The organism is Janthinobacterium sp. PAMC25594, assembly GCF_019443505.1.
GTDB lineage: Bacteria > Pseudomonadota > Gammaproteobacteria > Burkholderiales > Burkholderiaceae_D > Janthinobacterium.
Map to the genome: position 1 here is coordinate 1,333,541 of NZ_CP080377.1, position 20,387 is coordinate 1,353,927.

The 20,387-nt window shown below is 62.8% G+C and carries 21 protein-coding genes; 10 read left to right on the forward strand and 11 right to left on the reverse strand.

Annotation, left to right across the window (positions count from 1 at the left end; genetic code table 11):
* The first annotated feature begins 108 nt into the window (after nucleotides 1–108).
* Nucleotides 109–1,743 (forward strand): acyl-CoA synthetase, encoded by a 1,635-nt coding sequence (locus KY494_RS05815; protein WP_219136255.1) that lies wholly within the window; start codon nucleotides 109–111, stop codon nucleotides 1,741–1,743.
* A gap of 10 nt (nucleotides 1,744–1,753) precedes the next feature.
* Here KY494_RS05815 and KY494_RS05820 read toward each other — a convergent pair whose 3' ends face one another.
* The 3 genes from KY494_RS05820 to KY494_RS05830 form a co-directional block, all read right to left on the reverse strand.
* Complete coding sequence (locus KY494_RS05820; protein WP_219890247.1) at nucleotides 1,754–3,169, reverse strand: MFS transporter; 1,416 nt, start codon at nucleotides 3,167–3,169, stop codon at nucleotides 1,754–1,756.
* A gap of 77 nt (nucleotides 3,170–3,246) precedes the next feature.
* Nucleotides 3,247–3,963, reverse strand: a complete 717-nt coding sequence (locus tag KY494_RS05825) for a hypothetical protein (RefSeq protein WP_219890248.1) — start codon at nucleotides 3,961–3,963, stop codon at nucleotides 3,247–3,249.
* 68 nt (nucleotides 3,964–4,031) lie between these two features.
* Nucleotides 4,032–5,132, reverse strand: a complete 1,101-nt coding sequence (locus tag KY494_RS05830; protein ID WP_219890249.1) for a branched-chain amino acid aminotransferase — start codon at nucleotides 5,130–5,132, stop codon at nucleotides 4,032–4,034.
* Between the two features lie 194 nt (nucleotides 5,133–5,326).
* Between KY494_RS05830 and KY494_RS29995 the strand changes: the two genes are divergently transcribed.
* The 5 genes from KY494_RS29995 to KY494_RS05850 all read left to right on the forward strand — a co-directional run bounded on the left by KY494_RS29995 (nucleotide 5,327) and on the right by KY494_RS05850 (nucleotide 9,181).
* Nucleotides 5,327–6,691 (forward strand): PepSY-associated TM helix domain-containing protein, encoded by a 1,365-nt coding sequence (locus KY494_RS29995; RefSeq protein WP_308836416.1) that lies wholly within the window; start codon nucleotides 5,327–5,329, stop codon nucleotides 6,689–6,691.
* Nucleotides 6,692–6,718: 27 nt separating this feature from the next.
* A complete protein-coding gene (locus tag KY494_RS30000) occupies nucleotides 6,719–7,855 on the forward strand; it encodes a sulfite reductase subunit alpha (protein WP_308836417.1) in 1,137 nt (378 codons plus the stop codon).
* A gap of 135 nt (nucleotides 7,856–7,990) precedes the next feature.
* Entirely contained in the window at nucleotides 7,991–8,176 is a 186-nt protein-coding gene (locus KY494_RS05840) for a hypothetical protein (protein WP_219136259.1), read from the forward strand.
* A 150-nt stretch (nucleotides 8,177–8,326) separates the two neighbouring features.
* Nucleotides 8,327–8,482 carry a hypothetical protein gene (locus tag KY494_RS05845; protein ID WP_219890250.1) on the forward strand — a complete coding sequence of 52 codons (156 nt, stop codon included), beginning with the start codon at nucleotides 8,327–8,329 and terminating at the stop codon, nucleotides 8,480–8,482.
* Between the two features lie 300 nt (nucleotides 8,483–8,782).
* Nucleotides 8,783–9,181 carry a bacteriohemerythrin gene (locus tag KY494_RS05850; RefSeq protein WP_219136262.1) on the forward strand — a complete coding sequence of 133 codons (399 nt, stop codon included), beginning with the start codon at nucleotides 8,783–8,785 and terminating at the stop codon, nucleotides 9,179–9,181.
* 2 nt (nucleotides 9,182–9,183) lie between these two features.
* Here KY494_RS05850 and KY494_RS05855 read toward each other — a convergent pair whose 3' ends face one another.
* Nucleotides 9,184–10,005, reverse strand: a complete 822-nt coding sequence (locus KY494_RS05855) for a hypothetical protein (protein ID WP_219890251.1) — start codon at nucleotides 10,003–10,005, stop codon at nucleotides 9,184–9,186.
* A 323-nt stretch (nucleotides 10,006–10,328) separates the two neighbouring features.
* Between KY494_RS05855 and KY494_RS05860 the strand changes: the two genes are divergently transcribed.
* Entirely contained in the window at nucleotides 10,329–12,563 is a 2,235-nt protein-coding gene (locus tag KY494_RS05860) for a TonB-dependent siderophore receptor (RefSeq protein WP_219890252.1), read from the forward strand.
* On the opposite strand, the gene KY494_RS05865 is transcribed toward KY494_RS05860, so the two are convergent.
* The gene (locus tag KY494_RS05865) at nucleotides 12,560–13,309 is read right to left on the reverse strand and encodes a nucleotidyltransferase domain-containing protein (RefSeq protein ID WP_219890253.1); all 750 of its coding nucleotides are present in this window, start codon (nucleotides 13,307–13,309) and stop codon (nucleotides 12,560–12,562) included. The two genes, KY494_RS05860 and KY494_RS05865, sit on opposite strands and share 4 nt — an antisense overlap.
* Before the next feature lie 94 nt (nucleotides 13,310–13,403).
* Between KY494_RS05865 and KY494_RS05870 the strand changes: the two genes are divergently transcribed.
* Together KY494_RS05870 and KY494_RS05875 are read left to right on the forward strand one after the other, a co-directional pair.
* Nucleotides 13,404–13,970: a methylated-DNA--[protein]-cysteine S-methyltransferase gene (locus tag KY494_RS05870; protein WP_219890254.1), complete on the forward strand. Its 567-nt coding sequence runs from the start codon at nucleotides 13,404–13,406 to the stop codon at nucleotides 13,968–13,970.
* A gap of 58 nt (nucleotides 13,971–14,028) precedes the next feature.
* Nucleotides 14,029–14,403 (forward strand): DUF1294 domain-containing protein, encoded by a 375-nt coding sequence (locus tag KY494_RS05875; protein WP_219890255.1) that lies wholly within the window; start codon nucleotides 14,029–14,031, stop codon nucleotides 14,401–14,403.
* Between the two features lie 15 nt (nucleotides 14,404–14,418).
* On the opposite strand, the gene KY494_RS05880 is transcribed toward KY494_RS05875, so the two are convergent.
* On the reverse strand, nucleotides 14,419–15,147 hold the full coding sequence (locus KY494_RS05880; protein ID WP_219890256.1) for a hypothetical protein: 729 nt from the start codon (nucleotides 15,145–15,147) through the stop codon (nucleotides 14,419–14,421).
* A gap of 159 nt (nucleotides 15,148–15,306) precedes the next feature.
* Here KY494_RS05880 and KY494_RS05885 point away from each other — a divergent pair, with 159 nt between their 5' ends.
* Complete coding sequence (locus tag KY494_RS05885) at nucleotides 15,307–15,489, forward strand: hypothetical protein (RefSeq protein ID WP_219136269.1); 183 nt, start codon at nucleotides 15,307–15,309, stop codon at nucleotides 15,487–15,489.
* Here KY494_RS05885 and KY494_RS30105 read toward each other — a convergent pair.
* The 5 genes from KY494_RS30105 to KY494_RS05910 form a co-directional block, all read right to left on the reverse strand.
* The gene (locus KY494_RS30105; protein WP_375143457.1) at nucleotides 15,467–15,934 is read right to left on the reverse strand and encodes a methyl-accepting chemotaxis protein; all 468 of its coding nucleotides are present in this window, start codon (nucleotides 15,932–15,934) and stop codon (nucleotides 15,467–15,469) included. The genes KY494_RS05885 and KY494_RS30105 overlap by 23 nt on opposite strands.
* Nucleotides 15,931–17,031, reverse strand: a complete 1,101-nt coding sequence (locus KY494_RS05895; protein ID WP_219890257.1) for a methyl-accepting chemotaxis protein — start codon at nucleotides 17,029–17,031, stop codon at nucleotides 15,931–15,933. Before KY494_RS05895 ends, KY494_RS30105 begins: the two co-directional genes overlap by 4 nt.
* 406 nt (nucleotides 17,032–17,437) lie before the next feature.
* Nucleotides 17,438–17,563, reverse strand: coding sequence for a cytochrome bd-I oxidase subunit CydX (gene cydX / locus KY494_RS05900; protein ID WP_070258990.1), 126 nt, complete (start codon nucleotides 17,561–17,563; stop codon nucleotides 17,438–17,440).
* A gap of 22 nt (nucleotides 17,564–17,585) precedes the next feature.
* Nucleotides 17,586–18,740: a cytochrome d ubiquinol oxidase subunit II gene (cydB, locus tag KY494_RS05905; protein ID WP_219890258.1), complete on the reverse strand. Its 1,155-nt coding sequence runs from the start codon at nucleotides 18,738–18,740 to the stop codon at nucleotides 17,586–17,588.
* Between the two features lie 13 nt (nucleotides 18,741–18,753).
* The gene (locus KY494_RS05910) at nucleotides 18,754–20,331 is read right to left on the reverse strand and encodes a cytochrome ubiquinol oxidase subunit I (protein WP_219890259.1); all 1,578 of its coding nucleotides are present in this window, start codon (nucleotides 20,329–20,331) and stop codon (nucleotides 18,754–18,756) included.
* Nucleotides 20,332–20,387 lie beyond the last annotated feature (56 nt).

The following is a 20,387-nucleotide window of genomic DNA, read 5'->3' on the forward strand; positions in this document are numbered from 1 at the left end:
ACTAAGATGACAGTGATTTTCCAGCACCGGTGCTATGCTGGCCGGTATCAATCCCGAAACAGGGAGCTACAGAATTCCAGTACCAATATTATTTACCAGGAGACAAGCATGACTGCTGATTTCAACACCGGCCTCGGCAAAAACAGCGCCAACTACGCCGCCCTCACCCCGCTCGACTATATCGCCAGGGCAGCGGCAGTATATGGCAATCGACTGGCAATTGCACATGGCGCCGTGCGGCAGACGTGGCAACAAACCTATGCGCGCACGCGCCGCCTCGCCTCCGGCCTGATCAAACTGGGCGTGGGCACGGGCGACACGGTGGCCGTGATGCTGCCGAACACGCCCGCCATGGTGGAAGCGAGTTTTGGCGTGCCCATGGCCGGCGCCGTCCTCAACGCCCTGAATATCCGCCTCGACCTGGCGGCGCTGACCTTCATGCTGCGCCATGGCCACGCGAAAGTCTTGCTGGCCGATACGGAATTTGCCGAGCTGGCGCGCCAGATGGCGGCGCAGATCCCGGGGCTGCGCGTGATCCAGGTCAATGACGTGCTGGGACCGGAAGTGGAGGCTTTTTCCGACCTCGACTACGAAAGCTTGCTGGCCAGCGGTGACCCCGATTACGACTGGCAGCCGCCAGCGGACGAGTGGGACGCCATCGCCCTCAACTACACGTCCGGCACCACGGGCGACCCGAAAGGCGTGGTCTACCACCACCGGGGCGCGGCCCTGAACGCCCTGTCGAACATATTAGAGTGGGACATGCCCAAGCATGCCGTGTATTTATGGACATTACCGATGTTCCACTGCAATGGCTGGTGCTTCCCGTGGACCATCGCCGCGCGCGCCGGCGTCAACGTGTGCCTGCGCAAGTTCGAACCGAAACTGGTGTTCGACCTGATGCGCGAATTGCGCATCACCCACTATTGCGCGGCGCCCATCGTGCATGCGGCGCTAGCCAATGCACCCGCCAGCTGGCGCGAGGGAATCGACTGGACCGTGCGCGGCATGGTAGCCGGCGCGCCGCCGCCGGCCGCCATGGTGGCAAAGATCGAAGCCATGGGCTTTGACTTGATCCACTCGTATGGCTTGACGGAAGTGTACGGCCCCGCCGCCATCTGCGCCGAGCAGGATGAGTGGGCGGCCCTGAGCCAGGAAGAGCGCGCCGTATTGAAGTCGCGCCAGGGCGTGCGCTACCATTTGCAAAGCGCCGTCGCCGTGATCGACCCGGAAACCATGCAGCACGTGGCGGCCGATGGCGAACAGATCGGCGAGATCATGTTCCGCGGCAATATCTGCATGAAGGGTTACCTGAAGAATGAAAGGGCGACGCAGGAAGCCTTCGCCGGTGGCTGGTTCCACACGGGCGACCTGGGCGTGATGTATCCGGATGGCTATATCAAGCTGAAGGACCGCAGCAAGGACATCATCATTTCCGGTGGCGAGAATATTTCCAGCGTGGAAGTGGAAGATGCGCTATACCACCACCCGCAGGTGCTGGCCGCCGCCGTCATCGCCCAGCCGGACGAAAAATGGGGCGAGACGCCATGCGCCTTCGTCGAACTGCGCGAAGGGGCCAGCGTGACGGAAGCGGAATTGATCGCCTTCTGCAAGAACAACCTGGCCGGATTCAAGGTGCCGAAAGCCATTTATTTCGGTCCCCTGCCCCGCACGTCGACGGGCAAGATCCAGAAGTTTGAATTGCGCAAGCGCATGCAGTCGGACAAGGCCATCGACGTTTAAGCGATAGCAGTCAGTCGCGCTTGCCGGCCTGCCACGCCGGCTGCGCCACCACCAGGCGCGAAAAACTGGCGATGCTGGCCACGGCGGCAAACCCTGCCGCCAGGCACAGCGCATACGTCGTGCCCCTGGCGGCGGAAACGGTGAAGCAGTAGGCGACCAGCGCGGCGCCCGTCGCCTGGCCGATCAGGCGCGAGGTGGCCACCACGCCGCTGGCGCCGCCTGCCCGCTCGGGCGGCGCGCTGCCCATGATGGCTTTCAGATTGGGTGCCTGGAAAAAGCCGAAACCGATGCCGCACAAGGCCATGCGCCAGCCGATATCAAACGCGCTGGGATGCACCGGTATCCACACCAGTGTCAGCAAGCCGCCGGCCAGCGCCGCCAGGCCGATGCCGCCCAGCACGCCCGGCGAGTAACGGTCGCTCAAACGCCCGGCCACGGGCGCCATCACGGCCACCAGCACGGCCCACGGCGTCATCAAAAAACCCGTCTCGACGGGCGAACGGCCCAGCGTGACTTCAAAATAGAATGGTAGCGAGACGAACGCCAGTCCCTGCGCGGCAAACGTGCAGATGGCCGTCAGCGACGACAGCAAAAACAATGGACGGCGGAACAGGTCGATCGGCAGCATCGGCGCCGCATGTCCCGCCTGGCGGCGCAGCAGCAAGGCAAAGAACACGGCCACGGCCACCAGTTCCGCCAGCAGGACGGCGCCGGACGCGTGATGGGCCGCGTCGCCGAACAGCAAAATGAGCAAGCCGAAGGCGCCCACGTTGTACAGCGCCGTGCGCGCATCCAGGGTGTGGCCAGACAGTTTGGTGGCCGGCAGCATGCGGCTAGCGAGGAAAAAGCCGGCCACGCCCAGCGGCACGTTGATCGCGAACAGCCACGGCCACGACGCCGTCGCCAGGATCAGCGAGGCGGCCGTGGGGCCGATGGCGAACGCGACGGCCACCACCAGCGCATTGTTGCCGAACGCGCGGCCCAGCAAGTGTTTCGGATACAGGGCGCGCAGCAGCGCCGTGTTGACGCTCATCATGGCGCTGGCGCCGACGCCTTGAAACAGCCTTGCCACCACCAGCGACGGCAGAGACCAGGCCAGCGCACAGGCGAGCGACGCCAGGGTAAATAACAGCATGCCGGAGATAAATACGCGCCGGTAGCCGGCGATTTCACCGAGGGCGGAAAACGGCAGCAGGGTCGCCACCATGGCCAGTTGATAGACGTTGACGATCCAGACGGAAGCGGCCGGCGTCGTGTGCAACTCGCTGGCGATGGCGGGCAAGGCCGTGTTGGCGATCGCCGTATCGAGCGAGGCCATGCCCACGCCGATGGCCAGCGCCAGCATGGCCCATAAACGGGCGCCGGGCGGCAAGCCGTCCTCGCCCACCATGACGGGTTGCGTTTGCCGCTGCATAAACTGCTGCATAAATACACTACCTGTTCATCTTGCTGATCCGGGCAATACACTAGCATGTATGAAAGAAAGCTGCAGGAGCGGCAAGCTTACTTCTGGCAGTCGATCACTTTAAACTCTTTCGAATAACAGATGCGCAACTCGCCCGAGTGCTTTTCATAGCCGAGCCAACGCCCCTTCAGCTGCGGGTTGTGCTGCTTCATCCACTGGAACAGTTCGTTTTTCGGCATGGTGGAATCCGGCAATTTCAAGGCCTGGAACAGTTCGCGTTCCTTCTCGAAATACTGCTTGGCCGTATCGAAATCGCAGGCGCCATGCTTTTCCCATTCGCCCTGCAGCAAGGCTTCACCGGGCTGCATGCACATGTACGGCAGGATCTCCGATGGCGCCAGCTTCGGCAAATTGCCCTTGCAATAGCGCGGGTGCATGTCCGTCTTGCGCGGCGGCGTCACGGAAATGTCTTCGCAGGTGGCGGGATTGGCCGACTGCGCCCACAGGCCATGCACGATCCAGCCGAAGTGGTTGCTCTCGGCGCACTGGAAGGCGGCCTTTTTCGACACTTCGCCACGGCGGCGCTGGCTGTCGCAAAAGCCTGGCGACCACGACAGCGCCAGCATGAAGTAATCGGTGGGCACGTTCGTGCTTTGCTTGTAGCAGGTGTTTTTCTCGTCCGATGGCTTGACGTCGTAATCGACATAGCTGACGTTGCGCGGAATGGCGCAACTGGCGTCGGCCGCGTGGACGGCACCGGCGGACAGGCTGAGGAAAACGGCGGCCAGGGCGGGCAAGACAGAGCGAATTTTCATCGTAATTCCTTCAAGATATAAAAACGCCGGCAACTGAGTGCCGGCGCGGTATCAATCAGACAAGCTGATCAGCAAACCTTGTGCATCCAGTTATGCGTGTCCGGTGCCGTGCCATGCTGCAAGCCCAGCAGCGCTTCGCGCAGGGCCAGGGTGACGGCGCCGTTTTCATTGTTGTTGATGGTCATTTCAAAGCCGTTGGCCTTGGCCACGCCAACGGGCGTGATAACGGCGGCCGTGCCGCAGGCGAACACTTCGGTCATGCGGCCCGAGGCGATGTCGTCGCGCCATTGCTGGACGGACAATTTACGTTCTTCCGTCGCATAGCCGAGGTCTTTCGCCATTTCCAGCAAGCTGCGGCGGGTGATGCCTGGCAGCAAGGTGCCCGTCAATTCCGGCGTCACGACGGTGACCTTTTCGCCATCCTTGTACACGAAGAACAAATTCATGCCGCCCATTTCCTCGATGAATTCACGGTGCACGGCATCGAGCCAGACGACCTGGTCGCAGCCCTTTTCCTGTGCTTGCGACTGGGCCATCAGGCTGGCCGCGTAGTTGCCCGCGCACTTGGCTTCACCGGTGCCACCGGGCGCGGCGCGCACGAAGTCTTCGCTGATCCACACGGTGACGGGTTTCACGCCTTGCGGGAAGTAGGCGCCGGCCGGCGAGGCGAACAGCACGAACAGGTATTCTTCCGATGGACGCACGCCCAGGTAAGGGTCGGTGGCGATCATCAGCGGACGCATGTACAGGCTTTCGCCCGTTTTCTTCGGCACCCAGTTGCGGTCTTGCGCAATCAGCGCGTCACCCGCTTCCAGGAACAGCTCGACAGGGATGGCCGGCATGGCCAGGCGCGCGGCGCTACGGTTGAAGCGCTCGGCATTTTGTTCTGGACGGAAAGTCTTGATGCTGCCATCGGGCTGGGCAAACGCTTTATAGCCTTCGAAGATGGCCTGGCCGTAGTGCAGCGACGAAGCGGACGGGTCCAGCGTCAAAGGGCCGTAAGCCTTCAGTTCACCCTGCTGCCACTTGCCGTCACGGTAAGGAATCACCACCATGTGGTCCGTGAAGATGCGGCCGAAGGCGGGGTTGACCATGCGCGCGGCGCGCTCGGCGTCGGACAAGGGGTGGGCGGACGGGGTGACGACGAGATTCGGTGTGGAAGTGGTCATGGCGGCAATGGAAACTAGTGAACAGTATCCCTATTGTAGCGCCTATGGCGACCAATCAGGCAAACGAGAATGGCCTCCGCCACGCGAAAACAGGGTGCCATAATTTGCGAATGATTCTCGTTTGCGTTAAAATGTCAGCCTTCCTTCTTCCCGCCATGCCTGATATCTGCATGGCGGCGCTATCGAAAGCCGCCATGACCACCTCCTCCCTCCCCCAGTTGCGTGCCAGCAGCACCGACGCCGCGTCCGCAGTGCGCCAGCCAAGCGCCGCCCCGCAACAGCGGCGCTGGCACTGGAGTTGGAAGCAGGTCTGGTTTCAATTGCACTGGTTTATCGGCATCACGGCCGGCACGGTGCTGGTGATCATCGGCCTGAGCGGCGCCACGCTGGCCTTCAAGGATGAACTACTCGATGTCATGAACCCCGGCGTGCGCCATGTGCCCGTGGAAACACGCGCGCCGCTGACGCCGGCCCAGCTGAGCAACATTGCCGCAGCCGAACACGGCCAGCGCGTCGCTTCCATCACCATGTATGCAGAAGCGGGCGCGGCGCCCCGTTTATTCTTCGCGCCGAAGAACGGCCAGCGGCGCGGCGAATCGATTTATGTGCACCCATACACGGGCGCGACCCAGCCGGCGCTGGAGGGGGCGGAATTTTTCGAGTGGACGGAGTCATTGCACCGCTGGCTGCTGCTGCCACGCGATCCGGGCCGGCAAGTGGCGGGCGCGCTGGCCTTGTGCCTGCTGGGCTTGGCCCTGTCCGGCCTGTATCTGCGCTGGCCCCGCCGTCCGCTGGACTGGCGCACGTGGCTGACCTTCGATCCTGCATTAAAAGGCCGCTCGTTTTTGTGGAATTTGCACGCCGTGGCCGGCACCTGGTGCCTGGTGGTGTACGTGGCGCTGACCCTGACGGGCATTTACTGGAGCTATGACGTGGTGCGCGACAATATCGATGCCTGGGCCGGCAAGCCCCCAAGGATGGCACAGGCGCCCATGAAAAAGGGGACGGGCAAGGAGAAGGAGGCGCCGGCCGTCGACATCGGCCTGGCCTGGAGCAGCTTCCAGCAACACGCCCCCGGCTGGACCCTGGCCACGCTGCGCCTGCCCGCGCGCCCCGGCGACGCCGTGCAATTCACCTGGCTGGCCAGCGACGCCCCGCACGAGCGGGCGCGCAGCCGCATGAGCATTTTGCCGGCCGACGGCACGCTCACGGAAAACGCGCCGTACAGCCAGCAAGCGCTCGGTTCGCGCCTCGTCAACATCATTTATCCGCTGCACATGGGCACGTATTTCGGCTTGCCCGGCCGCATCATCGTCACCCTGGCCAGCCTGGGCCTGCCCCTGTTCGCCATCACGGGCTGGATGTTGTACCTGGGCCGCCGCAAGGCAAAACGGGCCGTGCAGGCGCAACGCACCCTGCTGGGCAGCGGCGCGCCGGGCCAGGCGGAGACAGGCTTGCCCACCCTGGTGGCCTACGCCAGCCAGTCGGGCCAGGCCGAACGCCTGGCCCTGGAAAGCGCGCGCGCCCTGCTGCAGGCGGGCGTGGCCGTCGACGTGTAGTCGCTGGACCGCTTTGATCCCGCGCAATTGCGCCAGTACGCGCGGGCCCTGATCGTCGCCAGCACCTTTGGCGAAGGCGAGGCGCCGGACGGCACGCGCCGCTTCGCGCGCCTGCTGCGGCAAACGTCGGGCACGCCGCTGGCCGGCCTGGAAGTGGGCATGCTGGCCCTGGGCGACCGCCATTACAGCGACTTCTGCGGCTTCGGCCATGCGCTGGAGCGGCAATTGCGCGCGCTGGGCGCCACGCCATTGTTCCCGCTGATCGAAGTGGACAAGCACGACCCCGCTGCCCTGGCCGACTGGTCGCAAGCGCTGGCCCGTTGCAGCGGCAGCGCCATCGACGCCATCGGCGTGCAGGAAGAAGCGTCATACGCCGAGTGGCGCCTCGCGCGCCGCGTGCTGCTGAACCCTGGCAGCCTGGGCGGAGAGCTGCATGAAATCACCTTGACGGGCCCGGCCGGCGCCACCTGGGAAGCGGGGGCGCTGGCGGAAATCATCGCTTGCAACGCGGACGGCAGCGAGGGTGACGCGCAGGGTGAGCATAAAGTCCAGCATGCGCCGCGCAGCTACTCGCTCGCTTCACTGCCGTCCGATGGCGAACTGCAGTTGCTGGTGCGCCAGGAACGCCATGCGGGCGAGGAAAACGACGGGTACGGCATCTGTTCCGGCTGGCTTACGCGTTTCGCGCCGCTGGATAGCACCATCCGCCTGCGCCTGCAAGCCAATCCCGCCTTCGCGCCCGCCCTGGTCGACGTACCCTGCATTTATATCGGCAATGGTTCCGGCCTGGCCGGCCTGCGTGCGCACCTGCGCGCGCGCCAGCGGGCGGGGCTGGCCCGTAACTGGCTGCTGTTTGGCGAACGGCAGCAAGCTTTTGACAGCGTCTGCGGCGCAGAGTTGCAAGGCTGGCTCGACGCTGGCCACCTGGCGCGACTGGACCGTGTCTTTTCGCGCGATGGTGAAACACGACAATACGTGCAGGACCGCCTGCGCGCCAGCGCGGACGAACTGCGCGACTGGCTGGCGCACGGCGCCATCGTCTACGTGTGCGGCAGCCTGCAAGGCATGGCGGCAGGAATCGATGCTGTGCTGCAAGAAGTCCTGGGCCAGGAAGGCCTCGACGCCCTGCTGGCGGCGGGACGCTACCGCCGCGATGTGTATTGATCTGCCTCAGCACATGGTCAGCGCCGCCCGGCTATGTGGGCGGGCGCACAGTCAGCGCCAGCCATCGGACTAGAGTGGGGACATCGCGGCATGGCGCCCTGCCCGCCGCGCCACCCACTGTCTGCGAGGCTAGCCATGAAAAACCCCTGGATGAGCATGTACCTGAGCGCCGCCAACCGCATCGCCAACACGGCGCGCGGCCACGCCACGGCCGCCGTCAAGCGCGAAGCGGCGAAAAATACGCGGCAGTTGACGCAAGTGTGGTTCGATTCCTTCCTGCCCCCGGCAGGCAAGCCGCGGCGCAGCCGCAAGGCCAAATAAGCCCCTGGCAACAGGCGAACTGGTGCGGTGCGTCACAGCAATTAGTTGAAGTTTCAATCAGATGAACTAAACTGCAAGCATGGTAGTACATAGGAAGTGACCGGCAGGCGCCGCATCCCCGCGCCGCCACCGGGACACCGGGAGACGACCATGTTGACGCTCAAAGTGCTGGCCTGCCTTGCCCTGTCGGCCTTGCTGCTCGTGCCCCTCGTACTGCGCGACGCGATGCAGACGTCGGCCGGGCAGCAGATGCAGGTGCCGAATGTTGATGCCCATGCCATGTGGAGCCATTGGCCTCGGCAATAAGACGCGCGGCTGACAAAACACCGCTGACTGCGTTGCTTTGACTTGCCGTACTAGCGTACTGTCTGCGTCAAAGACGCCTTGCCAGCGGCGTTTTTCAGCGGCGCTCGCTAGTGGTGCTCAGCTTTAAGAGCCGCTTCATTGCGGGTGGGGAATTGTTCCCTTCTCCCATTTGTTTTTGTCTCGTTTTCCTCATCCCCTCTTCACCATAATTTTGATCCAGGTCATGGATTTCCCCCTTCGCTGCGTCCACACTGGAACAGTCCGCTTCGCATCGCGACGGACTTAACCGGGAGCATCGGCATGGGTATATCGGCTTGGAAAGACGAGATGGCGCTGGGCGTTCCCGCCATCGACGAGGCGCATGAGGCGCTGTTTCAGGAGCTGGCGCGGCTGGGGCAGTTGAGCGACCAGCATTTCAGCGTGGCGTTTCGTGAACTGATTGCGGCCGTCGAGCGCGATTTCCGCGAGGAAGAGGATTTGATGGAACAAATCGGTTTCCCCTCGCTGGCGAATCACCGGGAACAGCATGCGCGCGTGCTCAGCGGCTTGCACCATGCGTGGGCCGCCGTCGATGAAGGCGACCTGGAACAGGGACGCCATGCGCTGTCGCTCCTGCCGCAATGGCTGATCTTCCACCAGGCCACCATGGACCTGGCCCTGGCGGCGGCCCTGGAGCTGGTGCAGCGCCAGCCCAACTAGATCTACAGCAGCAGCACTGTGGCCTGCTCGGGCAGGACGACGCGGTAGTGTCCCGGGTATTTGTCTTCGCCGTCGAAAATCTTGCAAAACACGGGCTGATTGATGTCGTTGACGGCCGGCTCATTCATGGGCAAGGTGGCGATCATTTGCTCGCCATCCATCAGCTGCAAGGCACTGCCCCGCTCGGTCGCGCAAAAGGCCAGCGATTGCACATCGCTGGCGAACGGCCGCTTGTACCACGGCGTGATGGCCCGCACGGCGCGACGGGCGTCGCGCAAGACTTGCCCCACGCGCGTGACATTCCACGCATCGCGCGCCACGGACGGCTGGAGCACGATATTTGCCGTCAGCTCGCCCCTGCCCTTGTTCACCAGGAAAATGCCATCCTGCGCGGCGATGTCGTCGTTGAGCGGCACGACAAACACGCCGCCGGCGGATACCTTGATCGGCACGGGAGCGCCATTGCCTTGCAGGGCCACGCGCACATCGTCGATGGTGGCGCTGAGCTTGGCGGGAATCAGGCGCAGGGCCATGACCACGCTGCCGCTCGACACTTGCCACACTTTCCTGGCCGTCAGATAACTCTCGCGGTACGCCGTGAAACGGATGCGCGGCGCCTTGGCGTCGCTGTTGGCCGTGACCGTCACCGTTTGCGGGGGCAAGGCGTCCTCCGCTGGCGCAACGGGCGGCGGCACGGCATCGGTAACAGGCGGCACGCTGGCGCTCTGCAGCGGCGCGGGAACAGCCGGCGGCGGCGCGTGTTCCTGGGCCTGGCCCAGCGACACGACACACAACCATCCGGCACAAGCGATCCATGTACGCATGCATTTCTTTCAATGAGGAAAATATTTTGTCAGCCCCGACATTATCGCAGAAGCCAGCCTGCGCGTCGCTCCGGGTCCGCCGCACTCTGTGGCGCACACGCTTGATTATTTGGCAAATACCACCTATATTGATAATGATTCTTATTCACGAAAGTGAGTGGAATCGCGCGCCTTTCTTTTCCACTGCCCGACCGCGCCGGGCCTTGCGGTGGAACTGCTATCCAAGCCAGACCACGGGCCAGCGTCATGCCATCCCCCCAGCTACTGCGCACCTCGCCAGACGAGATAGGAACACACACGACTAAAAATACTCCAGGAAAATGATGCAATCGACCACCGCCTTCCCTTCTTCGCGCCAGCCCGCCTTGCGCCCCCTGCCCCGTTTATTACACATCAGCCTGCTTAGCCTTGCCGCTGGCGTGGCCCTGCCGGCACAGGCCGCCGATGCCGCCGCGGCCGACGTGACCATGCCGGCCGTCACCGTGACAGGCCAGTCGACAGCGACGACGGAAGGCACGCAATCGTACACGGCAGGCGAAACGCGCAGCGCCACGCGCATGGACCTGTCCCTGCGCGAAACGCCGCAATCGGTCAGCGTGATCACGCGCCAGCTGCTCGACGACCTGGGCGCCGTGCGCCTGGACCAGGCGCTGGCGCAGACGACGGGCATCCAGGTGAACCAGAACGACACGGAACGCACGACGTTTAGTGCGCGCGGCTTCGGCATCAACAATATCCATATCGATGGCATGGCGCGCGGCGGCAATGCGCCATTGCAAGACACCATCCTGTACGACCGCATCGAGGTCGTGCGCGGCGCCACCGGCCTGATGGGCGGCAAAGGCGACCCGTCGGCCACCATCAACATGATACGCAAGCGGCCGACGAAGGAATTCCAGGCCAGCGCCGGCCTCATCATGGGCCGCTGGGATGACCAGCGCGTCGAAGCCGACCTCTCCACGCCGCTGAACGCGCAGGGCAGCGTGCGCGCACGCACGGCCCTGGCCTGGCAAAAACGCGATTCCTACCTGGACATGTACCACGAACGCAAGACGGTCGGCATGCTCATCCTTGAGGCGGACTTGCGTCCCGGCACCCTGCTGACGGCCGGCGTCGACTTCCAGGACAACCAGCCCACAGGCGCCACCTGGGGCGCCGTGCCCTACTGGAACGCGGACGGCAGCCTGGCCAACTTGCCGCGCAACACCAGCTGGACGGCGCCATGGAGCACCTGGGCCAACAAGCAGCACACGGTATTCACGTCGCTGGACCAGCGCCTGCCCGGCAACTGGAATCTGCACCTCGGCTATGCGCGCACGGAAAGCACGAACCACACCACCGTTCTCTATGCGGGCAAAGGTTATCCCGATCCCGCCACCGGCAAAGGCATGGAACTGTGGACGGGCGCCTGGGGTGCAGGCAAAAAGAACAGCGACAATTTCGACATTTACGCCAGCGGGCCGTTTACCTTGCTGGGACGCAAGCATACAGCCATCGTCGGCTGGAATGGCAATAACGCCCAGGACAATTCGATAGGCGGCAAGGCGAAAATCAATTATGAACCTTTGGTCCCTGATTACCGCAGCTGGACGGGCAACATTCCCCGCCCCGTGTTCCACCCGGACGGCTCGCACACGGAAACCGTGACGCGCCTGGCGGGCGGCTATGTGGCCACGCGTTTGAGCCTGGCCGACCCGCTGCATGTGATCATCGGCGCGCGCAGCAGTACTTACCGCACGGAAAGGCGCAACTACAACACGCAAGGCGTGCACACGAACAGCAGTAACTTTGTGGAAACGCGCAATGAAGTCACGCCGTACGTGGGCGCCGTGTTCGACATCAACAAGCAGTATTCGGCCTACGCCAGCTTCACGCAGCTGTTCAATCCGCAATCGAGCAAGGACCGCAACAACCAGTTCCTGGCGCCGGAAACGGGCGACAATGCGGAACTGGGCATCAAGGGCGAATTCTATGAAGGCAAGCTGAACGCGTCGGCCGCCCTGTTCCACACGAAGAAAAAGAACCTGGCGGAACTGGACCGCACGGTACCGCCCGGCTTTCTGCTGCCCGACGGTGGCCAGGCCATGGTGGCCAATGGCGCCGGCGTGACGGCCAAGGGCGTCGAGTTCGACGTTTCCGGCCAGTTATCTCCCGGCTGGGAAGCGAGCGGCGGCTATACCTATCTGCACGCGGCCGAGGCTGATGGCCGCCGCGCCGCCACCACGCAGCCGCGCCATTTGCTGCGCCTGGCTACCAGCTACCGCTTCGACGGCCGCCTGGCAGGGCTGAAAGCGGGCGCCAGCATGACGGCGCAAAGCGCCATCTACAGCGAATCGTGGTACGGCCACCCGCCATCGGGCGAGATGACGAATATCCCGCAAGCGGGCTATGCACTGGTCAACGCCATGGCCAGCTATGCCATCAACCGCCACGCCAGCGTGCAGCTGAACGTGAATAACTTGCTCGATAAGAAATACTACCGCACCATAGGCTTCTACGACAGCGTGTTCTGGGGCGAACCGCGCAACATCAGCCTGGCCGTGCGCACGGCGTTTTAAGCACGCCAGTGCGCGGGTGCCGGCAAGGTAAAGCCATGCAGCAAGGGCCCGCCCGCGGGCGCCAGCACGGCGGCGGTGACGTGTTCGAACGCGCGCTGGCCCGCCGGCAAATCGCTGGCGAGCAGGCGCAAGGCCCCGTCCAGTTGCCCGGCGATGGCCGCGTCAAATGCCTGCAGGCGACGGAACAGATGCTTGCCGCCGCCGCTCCATTCGCCGGCCGCGCGCAGGTGCAGGTCGGCCAGCGCTTCGTACAGCTGGCAAGCGACGGCCAGCGCCTCGCCCGGGTGCCGGCTGTCGACCAGGTCTTCCAGCGCGGTGGTGATGGCGTAGCGCCGGCGCTGCAGGTTCTCCGCGTCGAGCAAGGGCGGCCCGGCCGTGTTGATGGCGTGCGCCAGCGCGTGCAGCCGGGTGCAGGCGTCGCTGGCAGCGACGATGTTTTCCCCTTCCACCACCATCCTCGCCAGCGGCACCGAGCCTCCCGGTGCATCCATTTCCTTGCAAAAATACGTGAATGTGGCCAGGTCGTGCGCGAACAGTTCCACCGTGCGTCCTTCGGCCACGATGGTCGAGCGCCAGGCGCAGTCGACGTGTTCGAACAGCAGCAGCAAATCGATATCGGAAGTGGGCGTCTGCCGGCCCGTGGCAAACGAGCCGCCGATGATGGCCGCCACAGCCGTGGGATAGTGTTCCTGCACCAGCCGCACGGCGATCGCGCGGATAGCGTCATAGGTGGGGATCGTCGTCAAAGCCAGTGCTCCATGCCGAAAAACGCTATCCTACCTGCAATATGCATGCGGCCGCCAGCCTGCTACACTGGCGCTCTCCGATCAAGGAACCAACATGGAATACGACTGCATCGTGGTGCCCTCGCCCGTGGGCGAGCTGACGCTGGTGGCGCGCGGCGCGGCGCTGGCCGCGATTTTGTGGGAAAACGACAAGCCCAACCGCGTGCGCCTGGGCGCGATGCGCGTCGATGACGGTTGCGCCGTGCTGCTGGAAACGGCGCGCCAGCTGGTGGAATATTTCGCCGGCACGCGCCAGCAATTCGACGTGCCGCTCGATTTTGCCGGCACGCCATTCCAGCAGGAAGTCTGGCGCGCGCTGCTGACGATACCGTACGGCCAGACGCGCAGCTATGGCGAGATCGCGCGCCAGATCGGCCGCCCCGCCGCCGTGCGCGCCGTGGGCGCCGCCAACGGCAAGAATCCCATTTCCATCATCGCCCCCTGCCACCGCGTCATCGGCGCCACGGGCGAGTTGACGGGCTTTGCGGGCGGCCTGCATGCGAAGGAAACGTTATTGGCGCTGGAAGGTATTTCCTTGTCCAGCGACCGCGAAGCGCTGAAAACGGGCCACGCCCGCCGCCGCGCCGTGCACATCGATACGGCGCAAGGCTGTTTATTTTAGGCGGCGGCATCATTCCCCGTGTGGGATACTCACGCCCTCGCTCAAAACCACACATCCTATGCCCTACCTTGTCATCCTGTTCTTTGTCGTACTGTATTTACTGGCCACGTTCTTTTTCCACATCCCCGTCCTGGTCGCCCTCGTGTATGGCGTGCTGAGCCTGAGCTGCTTCGTTGCCTATGCGATCGACAAGTCGGCCGCCAAACAGGGACGCTGGCGCACCTCGGAACGCACCTTGCTGCTGTTGGGACTGCTATGCGGCTGGCCGGGCGCCGTGCTGGCGCAGCAATGGCTGCGCCACAAGTCCAGCAAGCGTTCGTTCCGCGTGCTGTTCTGGATCACGGTCGCCCTCAATATCGGCGCTTTCGTATATTTCAGCATGCATTACGCGGCGCCCGATATCGGCACGGACGTCGCGCCGATCGAGCTGTAAAAACTGTCCTGCCCTTCACTCGCCCAGCAGGCGCAGCGACTCCAGCCAGTCCGCCTTCCATTCGCGCAGCAACGGTTGCGTGGCGAACGCCTTCTTCAGGTGCGCCATCGGCACGCGATGCACGTCGTGCAAGCCGAACGCCAGGGTCACCGGATGCCACAGGTGGCTGTTCTTGCCGCCGCGTGAATTCTTGCGCACGCGCGCGCCATCGTCGCCAAAGATGCCCACGCCGCTGGCCATGCCCTTGTCCAGGTCGACCTTGCCCACGCCGGCAAAGGCAAGCAAAATCTGCTCGCGTCCCAGGCCCTTCAGGGCGCTGGGCAAGACAAACGGCGCTGCCTTGTCAGCTCCGGCTTCCGGCTCGGCCGGCTGCGGGTGCTGCAACTCCTTGAGCAAGCGCAACAGATCGCGCTCCTGGAAGTGCAAGCCGTCCAGCGGCACGCGCAAGCCCTGCCCTTTCAGTTCGATGGGAAGATTGCCCGAATCGCGCGTAAAACGCAGCCACACGTCGTCCGCGCCCGAAGCCAGGTGCTGCTTGTCCTCGATAAACACGACGGGCGCCGCATAGCGCGTCACGCCATCATGGAACAGCTCGGCCCAGGCGTCGCTGTAATCGAGCCAGACATATGGCAAGCCGCCCTGCTCGAGCAGGCGCGCCAGGGTCCACGGCGTGCCCGTCTGTTGTGCCAGCCAGGCACAGGCGTCAAAGGCGGTGGCGCGGTACGGCAAAGGAAGGGAAGTCATGGCGGTTCCGTCGATAAAAGTGGAGCGCAGTGTAGCAGACGCCGCCATCCTCCCCTTGGGCAGGCGCAGCGGGCGCGCTGCGCGATGTGCTAGGATGGAAACATCAGCACGTGCCACGACCATTCCGGCCGGGTGGCACACCACCGCAAGGGGATGACCATGCATTCGAGCACCAACGCCGCCACCACGCCCGCCCCGCCACCGGAGCGCGATTCGCCCACGCCGGCCAGCGAAAGCCATGCCGAGCAAGCGCTGGATGAAGCGCTGAAGGAAAGCTTTCCGGCCAGCGATCCGATTGCCATTGCCATCCCCAAGCCGGTCAGCAAGACGCCAGCAGTTTAAACACGCGCACGTCCTGCATCATACTGTTCGCCTGCTCCTGCATGCTGGCCGCTGCCGCCGCTGCCTGCTCGACCAGGGCGGCATTCTGCTGGGTCACAGCATCCATCTGACTGATGGCCTGATTCACCTGTTTGATGCCGTCGCTTTGTTCGTGGCTGGCGACGGCGATTTCCCCCATGATGCCCGCCACCTGCTGCACAGAGGAGACGATTTTCTGCATCGTGCCGCCCGCTTCATCGGCCAGATTACTGCCAAGCTCGACTTTTTCGACCGACTCGGCAATCAGCTGCTTGATCTCTTTGGCGGCGCTGGCGGAACGCTGCGCCAGGGCGCGCACCTCCGATGCGACGACGGCAAAACCGCGCCCCAGTTCACCGGCGCGCGCCGCTTCGACAGCCGCGTTCAGGGCCAGAATATTGGTCTGAAACGCTATGCCATCGATCACGGAAATGATCTCGACGATACGCTTCGAGCATCCTTGATCGATACCATGGTCGCGACGACACGCTCAACCACTTTCCCGCCCTGCAGCGCGACCGCTGACGCCGACAAAACCAGTTGATTGGCTTGCTGGGCGCTTTCGGCATTCTGCTGGACGGTGCTGGTTAACTGCTGCATCGCCGACGACGTTTGCTCCAGTGCACCGGCCTGTGCCTCCGTTCTGGCCGAGAGGTCCATATTTCCTGCAGCAATTTCCTGCGAGGCAGTCGAAATGGTTTCAGTCCCGCCACGCACACGCCCCACCGTATGACGCAGGCTCTCCGTCATGCTTTTCAGAGCACTCATCAATTCGCCTGGCTCGTCGCGATAGTCGGTCGCGATTTGGCTGCGCAGGTCACCGGAAGCGACAATGCGGGCCACCTTCACGGCATCCTGCAGTGGCCTGGTAATACTCTTGCTAATGAGCACAGCCACCGCAATCCCAATGCCCAGCGAGAGCAGCAGTATCGCCAACAGCAAGCTGCTCGCCACCGTGATGCGCGCGCCCGACTCCGCTTCGGTCGCCGACGCGCGTTGGGTGGTCACCTCTACCAGTTGCTTGATGGCCTGCAGATGCTGGGTGTAACTGATCGTCATTTCTTTCATCGCAGCAGTAGCGCCAGCCTTATCCTGCGCCTCTATTGCGGGGATGAACTGTTGCAGTGCCGTCGTATAGAAGGCCTGTGCCGGCGCATGCGCCTTGTTCAGCAACAGCCCGGCGATATCGGCATCCAGTGTCGCGCCCTTCCAGAATGCATGGCGCTCATCGTAATCATGTTTGAGCGTTTTAAATTGTGCGATCAACTGCGCCTGTTCGGCACGATCCTCGGTCGCCAGCAGCTGAAAACTGACCAGATAGGATTCCAGTATGTACTCCGGCGGTGGCAACACGTCCGCAATCAGATCCTTGCTTTGCACAATTTTCTGATAGACCGGACCGTTCACTTTCCATTCTTGCAGAGTCTTGAACGACCATAGGCCATAGAGGATGAAGCCGGCTGAAAAGATCACAATCAGCACAGCTAAACGGTGCGATAGTTTGAGTACTCGTAACATATTCATGATGTTTCCTTATATTAGCTGTGCTTGCATCTGGTTCAGCTACGGAGTAACACTGCTCGCGCATGTATGGCAGGCGATCATTCGAAGTCCGATATATGATTAAAACGGTATTTAATTTTTATAAGAGGCAACTTATTTTACATCGAATTTATGCAAATTCAACGAAAAATTAATTAAATTAACAAAAACAACAAAAATAAAACAAAATACATAAATTTATGTCGTGAATCTCTACCCGCATGGCGACGAGTTCTATGTTGCTTGCACAACAAAGCGATCCTTTCTTCAGCGCATTCTTATTGCTGTGATTGCTTTCCGGACATCCGTGAACAAGCATAAAAAAACCCCGCCGGGCAGCGATGGTAAAACCATCGCGCCGGGCGGGGCCAGTCAAGCCGACACGCGCCTACTTCGGCGTGTCACGGTATTGCTCCGGCGTCGTGTCGCCGTCGGCAATTTCATACCACATCGCATTGAGCACGGCGAACGTCGCCGCCAGCGGAAGACCCAGTATCCAGGCGAAATACCACATAGTTAGTTCCTTTCCTTAATTCTTAGTAAGCGTGACCGCTGTCGTCCTGGATGGCTTTTGCATCAACCTTGCCCCACAGTACTTTATATACCCAGGTCGTGTACGCCACGATGAGGGGAATGAAGACGGCCGTGACGACCAGCATGATGAACAGGGTCATGTGGCTGGACGAGGAATCCCACACCGTCAGGCTGGCGCGCGGGTCGATCGACGAGGGCAGAATGAACGGGAACATGGCCGCGCCCACGCCGAGGATGATGCCGGCGATACTGGCCGCGCTGGCCAGCAAGGCAGGCACTTCGCGGCGCGCGCGCAGGAAGGCGAACGCCAGCAAGGGACCCAGCAAGCCTATCGCAGGGGCGATCCAGGTCCACGGATGGGCGGCAAAGTTGAGGAACCAGGCGCCCACGTGCACTTCTGCCGTTTTCAGCATGGGGTTCGACGGACCGTCGACCACCACCGTGCTGCTGATGCGGTAGCCATCGACCCACAGCCACAGGGCCACGCCGGCCAGCGCATACAGCACGACTGTCGCGATCGCCGCCACGCTGCCGTAGCGGCGCGCACGGTCAGCCACGGCACCATCCGTTTTCAGCTGCAGCCAGGTGGCGCCGTGCATCACCAGCATGGCCACCGAGACGAGGCCGCACAGCAGGGCGAACGGGTTGAGCAGCGCAAAGAAGGTGCCGTCATAGAAGATGTGCATGTCTGGCGAGAAACGGAACGGCACGCCTTGCAGCACGTTGCCGATCGCCACGCCGCAGATCAGGGCCGGCACGAAGCCGCCCACGAACAGGGCCGCATCCCAGCGGGCGCGCCAGCGCGGATCTTCGCGCTTGCTGCGGAACTTGAACGCCACGGGACGCACGATCAGCGCCACCAGGATGACGAACATGGCCAGGTAAAAGCCCGAGAACGAGACGGCGTACAGCTGCGGCCAGGCGGCAAAGATGGCGCCGCCACCGAGGATCAGCCACACCTGGTTGCCTTCCCACACGGGACCGATACTGTTGATGACGACGCGACGTTCCAGGTCCGTCTTGCCGACAAAGGGCAGCAGGATGCCCGTGCCCAGGTCGAAGCCGTCCGTGATGGCAAAGCCCACCAGCAAGATGCCGATCAGCAGCCACCAGATCAGGCGCAGTGTTTCGTAAGAAATCATTTCATGCAAAATCATGGTCTGGCCCTCCTTAGGCGCGTTGAGTATGAATGGCTGCGGGGGCTGGCACGGGGGCCGGCGCCGTCTCTTCCGGCCCCTTGCGGATGGCCTTGAGCATCAGCTTCATTTCGATAATCAACAGCACGGTGTAGATGGCGGCAAAGCCGGCAATGGTAATCAGCAGTGTCGTCGCGCCCAGGTTGGAGACCGCCACGGCCGTCGGCAGCACGCCTTCGATGACCCACGGCTGGCGGCCCACTTCGGCCACGATCCAGCCCGCTTCAATCGCCACCCACGGCAGCGGGATGGCGAATACGGCCAGCTTCAGCAGCCAGCGGTGCTTGTCCAGGGTGCGGCGCGTCGACAGGATGAAGAACGTGCCGGTGAGCAAGATAAAGAACATGCCCAGGCCCACCATCACGCGGAAGGACCAGAACAAGGGCCCCACGGGCGGCACGGTGTCGAGCGCTGCCTTGCGGATCTGCTCGGGCGTGGCCTGGCGCGGATCGTCGACGTAGCGCTTCAGCAGCAAGGCATAGCCCAGGGACTGGCCTTTCGACTCGAACATATCCTTCGCCTCTTGCGGCACGGGCGCGCCCGGCGCCACGCCGCGGATGGTTTGCAGCGCGTCGTACGCCTTGATGCCATCCTGGATCAGCAGTTCGCCGCGGTCGACCAGCTGCTCGATGCCGGGGATTTCCGTCGTCAGCGAACGCGTGCCGATCAGGCCCATCACCATCGGAATGTGCACGGCGTAATGCGTCTCGCGCGCTTTCGCGTCAGGAAAACCGAAGGCCGTGAAGGCGGCGGGCGCCGGCTCCGTGGTCCACATGGCCTCAATCGCGGCCAGCTTCATCTTTTGATGTTCCGACGACAGGTAGCCGCTTTCATCGCCGAGCACCACCACCGACAGGCTGGCGGCCAGGCCGAACGAGGCGGCCACCGTCATCGAGCGCTTGGCCAGCTGCACGTGGCGGCCCTTCAGCAGATACCAGGCGGAAATACCCAGCACGAAAATCGACGCGGCCGTATAGCCGGCCGACACCGTGTGCACGAATTTCGCCTGTGCCACGGGATTCGTCAGCACGGCGCCGAAATCCGTGATTTCCATGCGCATGGTCTGCGGATTGAAGGCCGCGCCGACGGGATTTTGCATCCAGCCGTTGGCGATCAGAATCCACAGGGCCGAGAAGTTCGAGCCGATGGCCACCAGCCAGGTGGTGACCAGGTGGCCGCGCTTCGACAGCTTGTCCCAGCCGAAGAAGAACAGGCCGACGAAGGTCGCTTCCAGGAAGAAGGCCATCAAACCCTCGATGGCCAGCGGCGCGCCGAAAATGTCGCCCACATAATGGCTGTAATAGCTCCAGTTCATGCCGAACTGGAATTCCATGACGATGCCCGTCGCCACGCCCATGGCGAAGTTGATGCCGAACAAGACACCCCAGAACTTGGTCATGTCGCGCCAGATGGGGCGGTTCGTCATCACGTAAACCGTCTCCATGATGGCGAGGATCACTGACAGGCCGATCGTCAGCGGAACGAATATAAAGTGGTACAGAGCTGTCAGCGCGAACTGCAGTCTGGATAAAGCGACAATATCGAAGTCCATATGATTTCCTTGGTGTTTCCCTACTGTAATTGTAAACTTGGTATCAATCTGATGCT

Excerpts from the sequence above, each read along its gene's own strand:
- KY494_RS05875 (WP_219890255.1), top strand. The coding sequence starts at position 14,029 with ATGCCCTACCTTGTCATCCTGTTCTTTGTCGTACTGTATTTACTGGCC.
- KY494_RS05855 (WP_219890251.1), bottom strand. The coding sequence starts at position 10,005 with ATGCGTACATGGATCGCTTGTGCCGGATGGTTGTGTGTCGTGTCGCTG.
- cydB (WP_219890258.1), bottom strand. The coding sequence starts at position 18,740 with ATGATTTTGCATGAAATGATTTCTTACGAAACACTGCGCCTGATCTGG.
- KY494_RS05895 (WP_219890257.1), bottom strand. The coding sequence starts at position 17,031 with ATGAATATGTTACGAGTACTCAAACTATCGCACCGTTTAGCTGTGCTG.
- KY494_RS05815 (WP_219136255.1), top strand. The coding sequence starts at position 109 with ATGACTGCTGATTTCAACACCGGCCTCGGCAAAAACAGCGCCAACTAC.
- KY494_RS29995 (WP_308836416.1), top strand. The coding sequence starts at position 5,327 with ATGACCACCTCCTCCCTCCCCCAGTTGCGTGCCAGCAGCACCGACGCC.
- KY494_RS05885 (WP_219136269.1), top strand. The coding sequence starts at position 15,307 with ATGCATTCGAGCACCAACGCCGCCACCACGCCCGCCCCGCCACCGGAG.
- KY494_RS05850 (WP_219136262.1), top strand. The coding sequence starts at position 8,783 with ATGGGTATATCGGCTTGGAAAGACGAGATGGCGCTGGGCGTTCCCGCC.
- KY494_RS05880 (WP_219890256.1), bottom strand. The coding sequence starts at position 15,147 with ATGACTTCCCTTCCTTTGCCGTACCGCGCCACCGCCTTTGACGCCTGT.
- cydX (WP_070258990.1), bottom strand. The coding sequence starts at position 17,563 with ATGTGGTATTTCGCCTGGATACTGGGTCTTCCGCTGGCGGCGACGTTC.
- KY494_RS05910 (WP_219890259.1), bottom strand. The coding sequence starts at position 20,331 with ATGGACTTCGATATTGTCGCTTTATCCAGACTGCAGTTCGCGCTGACA.
- KY494_RS05825 (WP_219890248.1), bottom strand. The coding sequence starts at position 3,963 with ATGAAAATTCGCTCTGTCTTGCCCGCCCTGGCCGCCGTTTTCCTCAGC.
- KY494_RS05830 (WP_219890249.1), bottom strand. The coding sequence starts at position 5,132 with ATGACCACTTCCACACCGAATCTCGTCGTCACCCCGTCCGCCCACCCC.
- KY494_RS05870 (WP_219890254.1), top strand. The coding sequence starts at position 13,404 with ATGGAATACGACTGCATCGTGGTGCCCTCGCCCGTGGGCGAGCTGACG.
- KY494_RS05840 (WP_219136259.1), top strand. The coding sequence starts at position 7,991 with ATGAAAAACCCCTGGATGAGCATGTACCTGAGCGCCGCCAACCGCATC.
- KY494_RS05820 (WP_219890247.1), bottom strand. The coding sequence starts at position 3,169 with ATGCAGCAGTTTATGCAGCGGCAAACGCAACCCGTCATGGTGGGCGAG.
- KY494_RS05845 (WP_219890250.1), top strand. The coding sequence starts at position 8,327 with ATGTTGACGCTCAAAGTGCTGGCCTGCCTTGCCCTGTCGGCCTTGCTG.
- KY494_RS05860 (WP_219890252.1), top strand. The coding sequence starts at position 10,329 with ATGCAATCGACCACCGCCTTCCCTTCTTCGCGCCAGCCCGCCTTGCGC.